The sequence below is a fragment of the Diaphorobacter sp. C33 genome (genome assembly GCF_030503915.1).
GTDB classification, from domain to species: Bacteria; Pseudomonadota; Gammaproteobacteria; order Burkholderiales; family Burkholderiaceae_C; genus Diaphorobacter; species Diaphorobacter nitroreducens.
In genome coordinates, this window is record NZ_CP129980.1 from 862,631 (window position 1) to 875,142 (window position 12,512).

Consider the following 12,512-nt stretch of genomic DNA (forward strand, 5'->3'; position numbering starts at 1 on the left):
CTGGCGCCGCTCACTTGCGCAGGCGGTTGATGTGCCGCACGAATTGCTCGGACGCCAGTTCCAGCGTCAGCAGGTAGGCGTCCACGCGGCTGCGGAAGTAGCGCCAGAAGATCAGCGCCGGGATGGCCACGATCAGGCCGAAGGCGGTGTTGTACAGCGCAATGGAGATGCCGTGCGCCAGTTGCGCGGGGTTGCCGCCGCCGGTCGCACCCACGGCGCCCGTGCCGGCCTGGGAGCCGAAGATCTCAATCATGCCGATCACCGTGCCCAGCAGGCCCAGCAGCGGTGCGGCCGAGGCGATGGTGGCCAGGGCGTTGAGGTACTTCTCCAGCCGGTGGGCGACGGCGCGGCCCGCGCCCTCCATGGCGGCGCGCACATCGGCCTCGGTGCTCTGGGGGTTGCTGTTGAGCGTGCGCAGGCCGCTGGCCAGCACTTCGCCCAGGGCCGAGTTCTGCGCCAGCTGGTTCACCACGTCGGGCGAGGGAATGGACTTGGAGGAGACCGAGATGGCCTCGTCCAGCAGCTTCGGGGGGGCCACACGGGCGGTCTTCAGTGCGACGAAGCGCTCAAAAACCAGCGCCAGCGCCAGGATGGAACAGGCAATCAGGGGCCAGATCGGCCAGCCCGCGGCTTGTATGATCGACAGCAATTCTCACTCCGCTCACGTAAAAAGCAGCGGGGATTATGGCGCACCTTCCAACCCGGCCTTTGGGCGCATCGTCTGCTTTACGCCACCGCCTTTCGGAGCACAGGGCCGGGGCACGTAGAGTCGCCCGGGAGACTCACATTTTCTGTGGATAACTTTGTGGGAAACCACGTGCATACCCGTCGCGAAGCGGCGCCGTTACGTGGTTTGCTTAGTTTGATGAAAAACTGCGCATCAAAAAAACCTTTGAAATCAACGGGTTGCACGTACTCTTGTGGTATGGGGCCGGGTTGGCGCATGGCCTTCCGCCGTGGCGCCGGATGCCCGGATCTGTGGACTAGTGCACCGGCCCGGTGCGCGTACAAGCGTGGAGCGGCCTGTGTTTGAGCGTGCAGATACAGGCGTGGCGCCGCGAATCTGGGAGGTTGGCGCGTTATGCCGCGCCATTGCTGATGCGCTGGAGGCGCGGTTCAATCCTGTCGCGGTGCGCGGGGAGATTACGGGCTTCTCGCGCGCGTCCAGCGGGCACTGCTACTTCACGCTGAAGGATGGAAATGGTCAGATCCGCTGCGCCATGTTCCGCCGTGCGGCGGGCGTGCTGGATTTCACCCCGCGCGACGGCGAACTGGTCGAAGTGCGCGGCCGGCTGGGCGTGTACGAGGCACGCGGCGACCTGCAGCTCATCGTCGACAGCCTGCAGCGCGCGGGGCAGGGGGCGCTGTTCGAGCAGTTCATGCGCCTCAAGGCGCAACTGGAGGCCGAGGGCCTGTTCGACGCGGCGCGCAAGCGCGCGCTGCCGGCCATGCCGCGCGGCATCGGCGTGGTCACGTCGCCGGGCGCTGCGGCACTGCATGACGTGGTGACGGCACTGCGCCGGCGCGTGCCGCACATTCCCGTGGTGCTGGTGCCGGCCCTCGTGCAGGGGGCGCAGGCGCCCGCATCGATTGCCGAAGCGCTATCAAAAATGTATCTGCTTGCGCAGGAGGGGCGGGCGCTGGGCGGTGATTTGGCTATGAATGCCGGGGCGCCGCCAGCCATCGATGTGATCCTGCTGGTGCGCGGCGGTGGCTCCATCGAAGACCTGTGGGCGTTCAATGACGAGCGCGTGGCCCGCGCCATCGTGCAGAGCCCGGTGCCGCTGGTCAGCGGTGTGGGGCATGAGACCGACTTCACCATCGCCGACTTCTGCGCCGACCTGCGCGCGCCCACGCCCACGGCCGCCGCCGAGTTGGTGGCACAGCCGCGTGCCGTGTGGCTGGGGGCACTCGACCTGCTGGCGCAACGGCTGGCCGACGGCGTACAGCGCCAGGTGGACCTGCGGCACCAACGGCTGGATCAGGCGGCCCAGCGGCTGGGCCGGCCCTCGGGTTTCGTGGGGCGGCAGCAACTGCGGCTGAGCGGCCTGGAACAGCGCCTGCGCCACGGTTTGCTATTGAAAACGCAGCGGCTTGCGCATGCGGGGCAAGCGCTGCAGGGTCATTTCCCTCAAATCGTGCAGCGCAGCCTGGTGCAGCGCAGAGAGCGCCTGGAGCGCGCGGCGCTGCGTCTGCAACTGCTGGATCCGCGCCTGGTGCTGCAGCGCGGCTATGCCTTGCTGACCGATGCGCAGGGGCAACCCGTGACGCGCCCCGCCCAGGTGCGCCTGGGCGACGCCGTGCATGCCCAGTTGGCCGAGGGTGAACTGGACCTGACGGTATCGCAGCGCCGCTTGCTGTGAACGCGGCGCGGGTCAATCCCGTACCAGAGGGCAGGAGTCGCCGCCCGCCTACAGCGGCGAGTGCTATTACTTTCCTACAATGCCCGTTGCTTCGCCGCGCCCTGGTGGCCGCGATCTCCCCCATCCCAACCCACGAAGGACTTGACCATGGAACATACCCTGCCTCCGCTGCCCTACGCGATTGATGCCCTGGCCCCGCACTACAGCCAGGAAACGCTGGAATACCACCACGGCAAGCACCACAACGCCTACGTGGTGAACCTGAACAACCTGCAAAAGGGCACCGAGTTCGAGAACATGACGCTGGAGGAGATCGTCAAAAAGTCGTCCGGCGGTATCTACAACAACGCCGCGCAGATCTGGAACCACACCTTCTTCTGGAACTGCATGGCCCCCAACGGCGGTGGCGAGCCCAGCGGCGCGCTGGCCCAGGCGATCCATGCCAAGTGGGGCAGCTACGCCGCGTTCAAGGAAGCGTTCGTGAAGAGCGCCGTGGGCAACTTCGGCTCCGGCTGGACCTGGCTGGTCAAGAAGGCCGACGGTACGGTGGACATCGTGAACACCGGTGCCGCCGGCACTCCGCTGACGACGGCCGACAAGGCGCTGCTGACGGTGGACGTATGGGAACACGCCTATTACATCGACTACCGTAACCTGCGTCCCAAGTTCGTCGAGACCTTCCTGGACAAGCTGGTGAACTGGAAGTTCGCCGAAGCCAACTTCGCCTGAGCCGAAAGCGCACGCCGCGCCCTGCGGCGTTGAGCGACCCAAAGACAAACGGCCCGCAGAGGAATCTGCGGGCCGTTTTTTTGTCTGGCTTGATGGGCCGGGTGGCGGCCTCACTGGGTACGGCCTCACTGGGTAATTTGGCAGCGGGACGACAGTCTTGTAGAAGACTTGCAAAAAAAAGTGCCAGTTCCCCTGTCAATTTTTTGCAATGCGATATTCGATTGCAAATTACACGATTTCCGCGCAACGACTCGCGCACAATCCGGACTGTCACATCGGATGACTGCGCGCGAGGCCGCGGACCGGCGGCGCAAAACCTCTGTTTTGTTTACCTGAGAGACGAGATGAGCACCCAGAAACCCACCATCATCTATACCCTGACCGACGAGGCTCCCCGCCTGGCCACGGCCTCCTTCCTGCCCATCGTGCGCAGCTTCGCGTCGGTGGCCGGTATCGAAGTGGCCGAGAGCGACATCTCCGTGGCGGCGCGCGTCCTGGGTGAGTTCCCAGACTTCCTGACGCCCGAGCAGCGCGTACCCAATACGCTGGCTGAACTGGGCAAGAAGACGCTCGAGCCCGACGTCAACATCATCAAGCTGCCCAATATCAGTGCGTCTGTGGCGCAGTTGATCGCCGCCATCAAGGAACTCCAAGGCAAGGGCTACAACCTTCCCGACTACCCCGAGAACCCCACCACCGACGAGGAAAAGGCCATCAAGGCCCGCTATGGCAAATGCCTGGGCTCGTCCGTGAACCCGGTGCTGCGCGAGGGCAACTCCGACCGCCGCGCGCCTGCTGCGGTGAAGAACTACGCCAAGAAGCACCCGCACTCCATGGGCGAGTGGAAGCAGTGGTCGCAGACGCATGTGTCCCACATGCACGAGGGCGACTTCTATCATGGCGAAAAGTCCCTGACCCTGGACAAGGCCCGCGACGTAAAGATGGTGCTGGAGACGAAGTCCGGCAAGACCGTCGTGCTGAAGGAAAAGGTCGCGCTCAAGGACGGCGAGATCATCGACTCCATGTTCATGAGCAAGAAGGCCCTGTGCGCCTTCTACGAGAAGGAACTGGCCGACTGCAAGGAAGCCGGCATCCTGTTCTCGCTGCACGTGAAGGCCACGATGATGAAGGTCTCGCACCCGATCGTGTTCGGTCACTGCGTGAAGATCTACTACAAGGAAGCCTTCGAGAAGCACGGCGCGCTGTTTGACGAGCTGGGCATCAACGTCAACAACGGCATGGCCACGTTGTACGAGAAGATCGAGACGCTGCCGGCCTCCAAGCGCGAAGAGATCATCCGCGACCTGCACGCCTGCCAGGAGCACCGTCCGGCGCTGGCCATGGTGGACTCCGCCAAGGGCATCACCAACTTCCACTCGCCCAACGACATCATCGTGGACGCCTCCATGCCCGCCATGATCCGCCAGGGCGGCAAGATGTGGGGCGCCGACGGCAAGCCTTACGACTGCAAGGCCGTGATGCCCGAGTCGACCTTCGCCCGTATCTACCAGGAGATGATCAACTTCTGCAAGTGGCACGGCAACTTCGACCCGCGCACCATGGGCACCGTGCCCAACGTGGGCCTGATGGCGCAGAAGGCCGAGGAATACGGCTCGCACGACAAGACCTTCGAGATCGCCGAAGACGGCGTGGCCAACATCGTGGACATCGCCACGGGTGAAGTGCTGCTGTCGCAGAACGTGGAAACCGGCGACATCTGGCGTATGTGCCAGGTCAAGGACGCTCCGATCCGCGACTGGGTGAAGCTGGCCGTGACCCGCGCGCGCAACTCCGGCATGCCCGCCGTGTTCTGGCTGGACCCCTATCGCCCGCACGAGAACGAGCTGATCAAGAAGGTCGAGAAGTACCTGAAGGACCACGACACTACCGGCCTGAACATCCAGATCATGAGCCAGGTGCGTGCAATGCGCTTCACGCTGGAGCGCGTGGCGCGTGGCCTGGACACCATCTCGGTGACCGGCAACATCCTGCGTGACTACCTGACCGACCTGTTCCCGATCATGGAACTGGGCACCTCCGCCAAGATGCTGTCCATCGTGCCACTGATGGCCGGCGGCGGCATGTACGAGACGGGCGCGGGCGGCTCCGCTCCCAAGCACGTGCAGCAGCTGGTCGAAGAGAACTACCTGCGCTGGGACTCGCTGGGGGAATTCCTGGCGCTGGCCGTGTCGCTGGAAGACCTGGGCCTGAAGGAAAACAACGCCCGCGCCAAGCTGCTGGCCAAGACGCTGGACCAGGCTACCGGCAAGCTGCTGGACGAGAACAAGTCGCCCTCGCGCAAGGTGGGCGAGATCGACAACCGCGGCAGCCAGTTCTATCTGTCGCTGTACTGGGCCCAGGCCCTGGCCGCGCAGTCCGAGGACGCCGCGCTGGCCGCCAAGTTCGCTCCGTTGGCCAAGACCCTGGCCGATAACGAGGCCAAGATCGTCGAGGAACTGCGCGTGGTGCAGGGCAAGCCCGCCGACATCGGTGGCTACTACCTGCCCGATCTGTCCAAGCTGGACGCCGTGATGCGCCCCAGCGCCACGTTCAACGCGGCCATCGCAGCGCTCGCCTGACGGAGCACCGGCCGGGCGTCATCCCGGCCGTTGGCACCTGGCCGTCACCGGCCTTTCCGCAAGGGGAGGCCGGTTTTTTTTGCACGCCCTTTGGGTGGGGTGGAACCTCGCAATCGCGGACGGGATGCTATAAAAAATGAAGCTGTTCGCGCTTGATACGCAATGGTTTCAAGGTAAATATTTCATGAAATCCTTGCGGCGAAAGCGCTGCCAGCTCCTGAATAAATAGCGCTCTACCGCTGCGCAAACGGCCTTCCGCTGAGCTTGCTGCCCGCCTTCAGCCCGCGCTTGGCGAACCAGCCCTGGTTCATCTCCAGCACGAAGCGCACCGGCCGCTTGGAGCAGTGCGATTCTTCGGACAGCGGCTGCATGTCCACCAGGTTCACGATGGTGCCGTCGTCGGCCACGAAGGCCGCGGTGAGCGGCAGCAGCGTATTGCGCATCCAGAAGCATTGCGTGGCCGGCTGCTCGAAGACGAACAGCATGCCCTCGTGCATGGGCATGTCGCGGCGGTGCATCAGGCCGACTTGGCGCTCCTGCGGCGCGGTGGCGACCTGGGCGTCGATGCGGTGCATGCCGGCCTGCAACTCCACGCGCGGCAGGTTCATTTGCGGAACACCCTGCGCCGCTGCGGCTGCGCACAGGCCTAAGGCCACGCCGTATGCCAGCAGGGGAGACAGAAAGCTGCGCAGCAAGCGCGCGATGGGCATGGCAGGTGCGGTGAGCGAAAACATGGGCATGGAAGACATGGGTTGGCAGGGGCAATGCGGAACCCCGAGCGTAGCAGGCAACAAAAAGCCCGCCGAAGCGGGCTGTTCAGCAGTGGCCGCGGCGATCAGGCGGCCGTCTTGCTTCGCTTGGCGGTCTTCTTGGCGACCTTGGCGCTCTTGTGCTTGGCGGGCGCCTTGGCGTGGTGATTGCGCAGCTTGGCGGGTTTGGGCGCGGCGGCCGGAGCCGGTGCGGCGGCCGCAGGGGCGGCCGTGTCGGGGGCGGCCACAACGGCCGGGGTGGCGGGAACTGCGGGCGTGGCAGGGGTCGCTTGCGCGAAGGCCCCCGTTGCGAGCAGACCGCCGGCCAGGATAGCGAGGAGTTTTTTCATATGTGCCAATTCCTTGGAAGGGTCGGTATACCGGTATACGCCAGGCGGCCAGGCCGCATGGCACGGATGCGTGCGTCGGCCGCGGAGCCTGTTGCACGCCCTGTCTCAACGGCTTCCCGGAGCGCGCGTTGACAGCGCCCCTTCGCGGGTCATCATGCCGGGCCGACATGCGCTGCGGGGCGGGCCACCCCTGCAGCCTTGCCCTAGAATCTTTGGGCCCCGTTCCTGCGCGAGCAGCCCGCCGCCTTGCGCACGCACCTACAGGAGACCTTCTTCATGACCAGCTACCAGCACATCCAGATTCCGCCCCAGGGCCAGAAGATCACCGTCAACGCCGACATGTCGCTGAACGTGCCCCACCAGCCCATCATCCCGTTCATCGAGGGCGATGGCACGGGCATGGACATCACGCCCGTGATGCTCAAGGTGGTGGATGCGGCGGTGGCAAAGTCTTATGGCGGGCAGCGCAAGATCCACTGGATGGAGGTGTATGCCGGCGAGAAGTCCACCAAGGTCTATGGCCCCGACGTGTGGCTGCCCGAGGAGACGCTGCACGCTGTGCGCGACTATGTGGTTTCCATCAAGGGGCCGCTCACCACGCCCGTGGGCGGCGGCATCCGTTCGCTGAACGTGGCGCTGCGCCAGGAGCTGGACCTGTACGTCTGCCTGCGCCCAGTGCGCTACTTCAAGGGCGTGCCTTCGCCGGTGCGTGAGCCCGAGAAGACCAACATGGTCATCTTTCGCGAGAACTCCGAGGACATCTATGCCGGCATCGAGTTTGAGGCCGAGTCGGACAAGGCCAAGAAGCTCATCAAGTTCTTGCAGGAGGAGTTCGGCGTCAAGAAGATCCGCTTTCCTGAGACGTCGGGCATCGGGGTCAAGCCGGTGTCTCGCGAGGGCACGCAGCGCCTGGTGCGCAAAGCCATCCAGTACGCCATCGACAATGACCGGCCCAGCGTGACCCTGGTGCACAAGGGCAACATCATGAAGTTCACCGAAGGGGGCTTTCGTGACTGGGGCTATGAACTGGCAGCCCAGGAATTTGGGGCGCAGCTGATCGACGGCGGCCCGTGGATGCGCATCAAGAATCCCCGCACCGGCAAGGACATCACCATCAAAGACAGCATCGCCGACGCCTTCCTGCAGCAGATCCTGCTGCGCCCGGCCGAGTACAGCGTGATCGCCACGCTGAACCTGAATGGCGACTACATCTCCGACGCATTGGCGGCGCAGGTGGGCGGCATCGGCATCGCCCCGGGTGCCAACCTGTCTGACAGCGTGGCGATGTTCGAGGCCACCCATGGCACGGCCCCCAAGTACGCGGGAAAGGACTATGTCAACCCGGGCTCCGAGATCCTCTCGGCCGAGATGATGCTGCGCCACATGGGCTGGACCGAGGCGGCCGACCTGATCATCAGTTCCATGGAGAAGGCCATCCAGAGCAAGAAGGTGACCTATGACTTTGCGCGCCTCATGGACGGGGCCACGCAGGTGAGCTGCTCGGGTTTCGGGCAGGTGATGATCGACCACATGTAAGCGCCCCGCCAACCACGGGTGCGTGACTGGGCCCGCCGCTGGTCGGCGGGTTTTTTTGCCCTAGCGCAAGGTCAGCGCCCAGCAAAAAGGCCATCCCAACAGATGCTGGAATGGCCTTGAATGGCTCCTCAACCTGGGCTCGAACCAGGGACCTACGGATTAACAGTCCGGCGCTCTACCGACTGAGCTATTGAGGAATGATCGGTGTTTGTTTTTGGCAGGCCTTGTGCAATTGCAAGGCTTGGAATTTGGCTCCTCGACCTGGGCTCGAACCAGGGACCTGCGGATTAACAGTCCGTCGCTCTACCGACTGAGCTATCGAGGAACAAGACTTAGATTATATACATAAAAAAGTGCCGTCTTGGCACTGTGCTGTGCAAGGGATGCGAAGGGCGATGTCAGCGCTGCGGCTCAGGGCGAAGCCACAGCCACACCAGTACGCAGGCCATGCTGACCACCGCGCTGATGGACGCCCAGCGCGGGATATGCACCACCAACAGCACCAGCGCGCACAGGGCCATCAGGAAGGTGGCGCTCCACTTTGCATGGCGGCTCACGCGTCCGCCGTTGGCCCAGTTGCGCAGCATGGAGCCGAACAGCGGGTGAAACCACAGCCAGCGGTACAGGCGCGGCGAACTGCGCGCGGCCGCCCAGCCTGCCATGAGGATGAACACCGTGCTGGGCAGGCCCGGCACGACGATGCCGATCACCCCCATCGCCAGGCAGAGTGCGGCAAACACCAGCAAGAGCCAGCGCGCCAGCGCGGGCAGGGGCGCTTGCTCAGGGACGGGCGGCAGTGGCTCGGGCGGCGGAGACATGCCTGCCATTGTGCAGGTGTTGCCGGGCGTTATGCTCCAAGGCAGGGACGCCGCCATGCCTTTCGCCATGCCCTGCGCTTGGCGGCTGCAGCCCGCAGACCCACCATGACCATCCGCACCATCCTGAAGATGGGCGACCCGCGACTGTTGCGGGTGGCCCAACCCGTTACCGCATTCGATACGCCCGCGCTGCACCAACTGGTGAACGACATGCGCGAGACGATGCAGGCCGTGAACGGCGCGGGCCTGGCAGCACCGCAGATCGGGGAGGATTGGCAGGTGGTGATCTTCGGCTCCGGCGAGCGCAACCCGCGCTATCCCGACCGCCCCATCGTGCCGCCCACGGTGCTCATCAATCCCGTGATCACGCCGCTGGGCGCCGACGAGGAGGACGACTGGGAGGGCTGCCTGTCCGTGCCGGGCCTGCGCGGCAAGGTGCCGCGCTTTGCGCGCATCCACTACCGCGGCGTCGATCTGCTGGGCGCGCCCATCGATCGTGTGGCGGAAGGTTTCCACGCGCGGGTAGTGCAGCACGAGTGCGACCACCTGATCGGCAAGCTCTACCCAATGCGCGTGCGCGATTTCACGCAGTTCGGTTACACGGAGGTGTTGTTTCCGGAGATTGGTGCGGTAGAAGACGATTGAGCGCTCAATCAGGCTGTAGCGCCCTTGTGGCAAGCGCAAGCAGCTATCGAAATCATAGTCATTGATCGGCCAGCGCCTGCAGTAGCTCGGTCTCGATCTGGATCTGTCGCGCGTTGTTTTGCATCTCCGGGCCCTGCACCAGGAACACGTCCTCCACCCGTTCGCCCAGCGTGCTCACCTTGGCCAACTGCACGCTGAGGCCGTGGCGCGAGAGTACACGCGCCACCAGGTACAGCAGGCCGGCACGGTCGCTGGCGGAAATGCTGATGAGCCAGCGCTGGGCCTTTTCGTCAGGGCGCAGCGTGACGCGCGGCGCGATGGGGAAGCTCTTGACGCGACGCGACACGCGCTTGCGCGTAGGCTCGGGCAGCGGCCGCGGGTCTTCGATGGCGCGCAGCAGGTCGTTCTCGACCATGTGAATGAGCTCGCGGTAGGCGCCTGGCTGGCTGGAGGCAACGACCTGGAAGGTGTCCAGCGCATGGCCGTTGTTGGCGGTGTGCACACGCGCATCCAGGATGGAAAAGCCCGCACGGTCGAAGTAGCCGCAGATGCGCATGAACAGGTCGCTCTGGTCGGGCGCATACACCAGCACCTGCAGGCCTTCGCCCGCCAGCGACTGGCGTGCGCGCACCACCGGCTTGCCGGCACCCACGTGGCGCGAGAGGTGGCGGGTGTGCCAGGCGATGTCCGCCGCCTCGTGGCGCATGAAATAGCTCACGTCCAGCGTATCCCACAGCTTCTTGTGCGCCTCGTGGGGCTGGGAGGCCAATGCCAGCAGCACCAGCGCTTCGCGTTTGCGCGCCTCGATCTCGGCGGCGGCGTCGGGTGCGCGCCCGCCCAGGGTACGCAGCGTCGCGTGGTACAGGTCTTCCAGCAGCTTGCCCTTCCAGGCGTTCCACACCTTGGGGCTGGTGCCACGGATGTCGGCCACGGTGAGCAGGTACAGGGCGGTGAGGTAGCGCTCGTTGCCCACGCGGCGCGCGAAGGCGGCGATCACGTCGGGGTCGGACAGATCCTGCTTTTGCGCCACCTGGCTCATGGTGAGGTGCTCGGCCACGAGGAATTCAATGAGCCGCGCGTCCTCGCGCGTGATGCCGTGCGCCGCGTGCTGGCGGCAAAAGCGCCGCACTTCCTGCGCGCCGATCTGTGAATGGTCGCCGCCGCGCCCCTTGCCGATGTCGTGGAACAGCGCAGCGATGTAGAGAATCCACGGTTTGTCCCAGCCTGCGGCGAGCTGTGAACATGACGGGTATTCATGTGCGTGCTCTGCCATGAAAAAACGCCGCACGTTGCGCAGCACCATCAGGATGTGCTGGTCCACCGTGTAGACATGGAACAGGTCGTGCTGCATCTGCCCCACGATGCGCCGGAAGGGCCACAGGTAGCGGCCCAGCACGGAGGTCTGATTCATGAGCCGCATGGCATGCGTGATGCCTGCGGGCTGCTGCAGGATCTGCATGAACAGCGCGCGGTTCGCGGGGTCGCGCCGGAATTCGCTGTCCATCACGCCACGCGCGTTGTAGAGCGCTCGCAGCGTGCGTGCCGACAGATCCTTGAGCCCTACGGTGGTCTCGTAGAGCAGGAAGGTTTCCAGGACGGCGTGGGGTTCTCTTTCGTACAGGTCGTCGCTGGCCACTTCGATCATGCCGGCCTTCTCGAAGAAGCGCGGGTTGATCGGACGCAGTTCATGCGTGGAGGGGTTTAGTCGCTCCTCGATGCCTAGCAGCAGGATCTGGCACAGCTGCGACACGGCCTTGGCGGCCCAGTAGTAGCGGCGCATCAGCGTCTCGCTGGCACGCATCGCCAGGCGCTGGCCGTCCGGTGCGGTGGAGCGGTAGCCGAAGGTCTCGGCCACGGCGGTCTGCAGATCGAACACCAGGCGGTCTTCGCGCCGGCCGGCCAGCGCATGCAGGCGTGCGCGGATCAGGAACAGCAACGCCTCGTTGCGCTCGATCTGCTGCACCTCGAACGGTGTGGCCAGGCCACTGGCCGCCAGCTCGCGCCAATTGCGCCCCAGGCCCGCGGCGCGCGCCACCCACTGGATGAGCTGCAGGTCGCGCAGGCCGCCAGGCGACTCCTTGCAGTTGGGCTCCAGCGCGTAGGGGGTGTTTTCGTATTTCGTATGGCGCTGGCGCATCTCCAGCGTCTTGGCGACCAGAAAGGCGCGCGGGTCCATCTGCGCGTCGTAGCGCTGGCGGAACGCATCGAACAGCGCGGCGTTGCCGCACAGCAGGCGCGCTTCCAGCAGCGATGTCTGCACTGTCACATCGGCGGCGGCCTCGCTCAGGCATTCGGCCACGCTGCGCACGCTGGATCCAACCTCCAGCCCCGCGTCCCAGCAGCTGCCGATGAAGGTCTCGATCGGCGTGCAGGGCGCCGCACCTGCATGGCCCGCGGCCACGCTCATGCCGTCCGGCAGCAGCAGCAGCACGTCCACGTCGGAATAAGGGAACAGCTGTGCGCGTCCGTAGCCCCCCACGGCGACCAGCGCCATGCCTTCAGGCAACTGCGCGCGGTCCCACAGCCGGCACAGCAGGCCGTCGGTCAGCGAGGAGAGGCGATGCAGCAGGCTGCGCACGCCGCGCGTGGACGCTCCGGGCGCGCGCAGGGTCGCCAGCAGGGCGGCCTTGTCCTGGCGGTAGGCGTCGCGCAGCGCATGCAGCTGCGCGAGATCCGGTGCAGTGGCGGGGGGGCAGGGGGGGATGGAAGGCATGGAGGACGTTTAGCAAGAACCGTGCATGCC

The 12,512-nt window shown here is 65.2% G+C and carries 10 protein-coding genes and 2 tRNA genes; 5 read left to right on the forward strand and 7 right to left on the reverse strand.

Features of this window, described 5'->3' with window-relative positions:
• Window positions 1-10 precede the first annotated feature (10 nt).
• Window positions 11-649 carry a MotA/TolQ/ExbB proton channel family protein gene (locus QY917_RS04110; RefSeq protein ID WP_011805510.1) on the reverse strand — a complete coding sequence of 213 codons (639 nt, stop codon included), beginning with the start codon at window positions 647-649 and terminating at the stop codon, window positions 11-13.
• Window positions 650-1,025: 376 nt separating this feature from the next.
• Here QY917_RS04110 and xseA point away from each other — a divergent pair, with 376 nt between their 5' ends.
• The 3 genes from xseA (at window position 1,026) to QY917_RS04125 (ending at window position 5,671) form a co-directional block, all read left to right on the forward strand.
• On the forward strand, window positions 1,026-2,363 hold the full coding sequence (gene xseA / locus QY917_RS04115) for an exodeoxyribonuclease VII large subunit (protein WP_302078747.1): 1,338 nt from the start codon (window positions 1,026-1,028) through the stop codon (window positions 2,361-2,363).
• 147 nt (window positions 2,364-2,510) lie between these two features.
• Window positions 2,511-3,092 carry a superoxide dismutase gene (locus QY917_RS04120; RefSeq protein WP_135147742.1) on the forward strand — a complete coding sequence of 194 codons (582 nt, stop codon included), beginning with the start codon at window positions 2,511-2,513 and terminating at the stop codon, window positions 3,090-3,092.
• A 344-nt stretch (window positions 3,093-3,436) separates the two neighbouring features.
• Window positions 3,437-5,671: an NADP-dependent isocitrate dehydrogenase gene (locus QY917_RS04125; protein WP_015913126.1), complete on the forward strand. Its 2,235-nt coding sequence runs from the start codon at window positions 3,437-3,439 to the stop codon at window positions 5,669-5,671.
• Between the two features lie 233 nt (window positions 5,672-5,904).
• On the opposite strand, the gene QY917_RS04130 is transcribed toward QY917_RS04125, so the two are convergent.
• Window positions 5,905-6,411 carry a DUF192 domain-containing protein gene (locus QY917_RS04130; protein ID WP_123676450.1) on the reverse strand — a complete coding sequence of 169 codons (507 nt, stop codon included), beginning with the start codon at window positions 6,409-6,411 and terminating at the stop codon, window positions 5,905-5,907.
• A gap of 95 nt (window positions 6,412-6,506) precedes the next feature.
• Entirely contained in the window at window positions 6,507-6,770 is a 264-nt protein-coding gene (locus QY917_RS04135) for a hypothetical protein (RefSeq protein ID WP_123676362.1), read from the reverse strand.
• Window positions 6,771-7,046: 276 nt separating this feature from the next.
• Between QY917_RS04135 and icd the strand changes: the two genes are divergently transcribed.
• Window positions 7,047-8,306, forward strand: coding sequence for an NADP-dependent isocitrate dehydrogenase (gene icd / locus QY917_RS04140; protein WP_011805504.1), 1,260 nt, complete (start codon window positions 7,047-7,049; stop codon window positions 8,304-8,306).
• A 121-nt stretch (window positions 8,307-8,427) separates the two neighbouring features.
• Here the strand turns inward: icd and QY917_RS04145 are convergent.
• The 3 genes from QY917_RS04145 to QY917_RS04155 all read right to left on the reverse strand — a co-directional run bounded on the left by QY917_RS04145 (window position 8,428) and on the right by QY917_RS04155 (window position 9,124).
• Window positions 8,428-8,503: transfer RNA gene (locus QY917_RS04145), tRNA-Asn, on the reverse strand.
• A gap of 52 nt (window positions 8,504-8,555) precedes the next feature.
• A tRNA-Asn gene (locus QY917_RS04150) sits at window positions 8,556-8,631 on the reverse strand.
• A 73-nt stretch (window positions 8,632-8,704) separates the two neighbouring features.
• Entirely contained in the window at window positions 8,705-9,124 is a 420-nt protein-coding gene (locus QY917_RS04155) for a YbaN family protein (RefSeq protein ID WP_123676449.1), read from the reverse strand.
• Window positions 9,125-9,229: 105 nt separating this feature from the next.
• Between QY917_RS04155 and def the strand changes: the two genes are divergently transcribed.
• Window positions 9,230-9,769, forward strand: a complete 540-nt coding sequence (gene def, locus QY917_RS04160; RefSeq protein ID WP_011805502.1) for a peptide deformylase — start codon at window positions 9,230-9,232, stop codon at window positions 9,767-9,769.
• Between the two features lie 58 nt (window positions 9,770-9,827).
• Here the strand turns inward: def and QY917_RS04165 are convergent, their stop codons facing one another.
• The gene (locus QY917_RS04165; protein ID WP_123676361.1) at window positions 9,828-12,482 is read right to left on the reverse strand and encodes a [protein-PII] uridylyltransferase; all 2,655 of its coding nucleotides are present in this window, start codon (window positions 12,480-12,482) and stop codon (window positions 9,828-9,830) included.
• Window positions 12,483-12,512: the final 30 nt, after the last annotated feature.

Coding starts and splice junctions, on each gene's coding strand:
- icd (WP_011805504.1), top strand. CDS start 7,047: ATGACCAGCTACCAGCACATCCAGATTCCGCCCCAGGGCCAGAAGATC.
- QY917_RS04120 (WP_135147742.1), top strand. CDS start 2,511: ATGGAACATACCCTGCCTCCGCTGCCCTACGCGATTGATGCCCTGGCC.
- QY917_RS04125 (WP_015913126.1), top strand. CDS start 3,437: ATGAGCACCCAGAAACCCACCATCATCTATACCCTGACCGACGAGGCT.
- QY917_RS04165 (WP_123676361.1), bottom strand. CDS start 12,482: ATGCCTTCCATCCCCCCCTGCCCCCCCGCCACTGCACCGGATCTCGCG.
- QY917_RS04135 (WP_123676362.1), bottom strand. CDS start 6,770: ATGAAAAAACTCCTCGCTATCCTGGCCGGCGGTCTGCTCGCAACGGGG.
- QY917_RS04155 (WP_123676449.1), bottom strand. CDS start 9,124: ATGTCTCCGCCGCCCGAGCCACTGCCGCCCGTCCCTGAGCAAGCGCCC.
- QY917_RS04130 (WP_123676450.1), bottom strand. CDS start 6,411: ATGCCCATGTTTTCGCTCACCGCACCTGCCATGCCCATCGCGCGCTTG.
- def (WP_011805502.1), top strand. CDS start 9,230: ATGACCATCCGCACCATCCTGAAGATGGGCGACCCGCGACTGTTGCGG.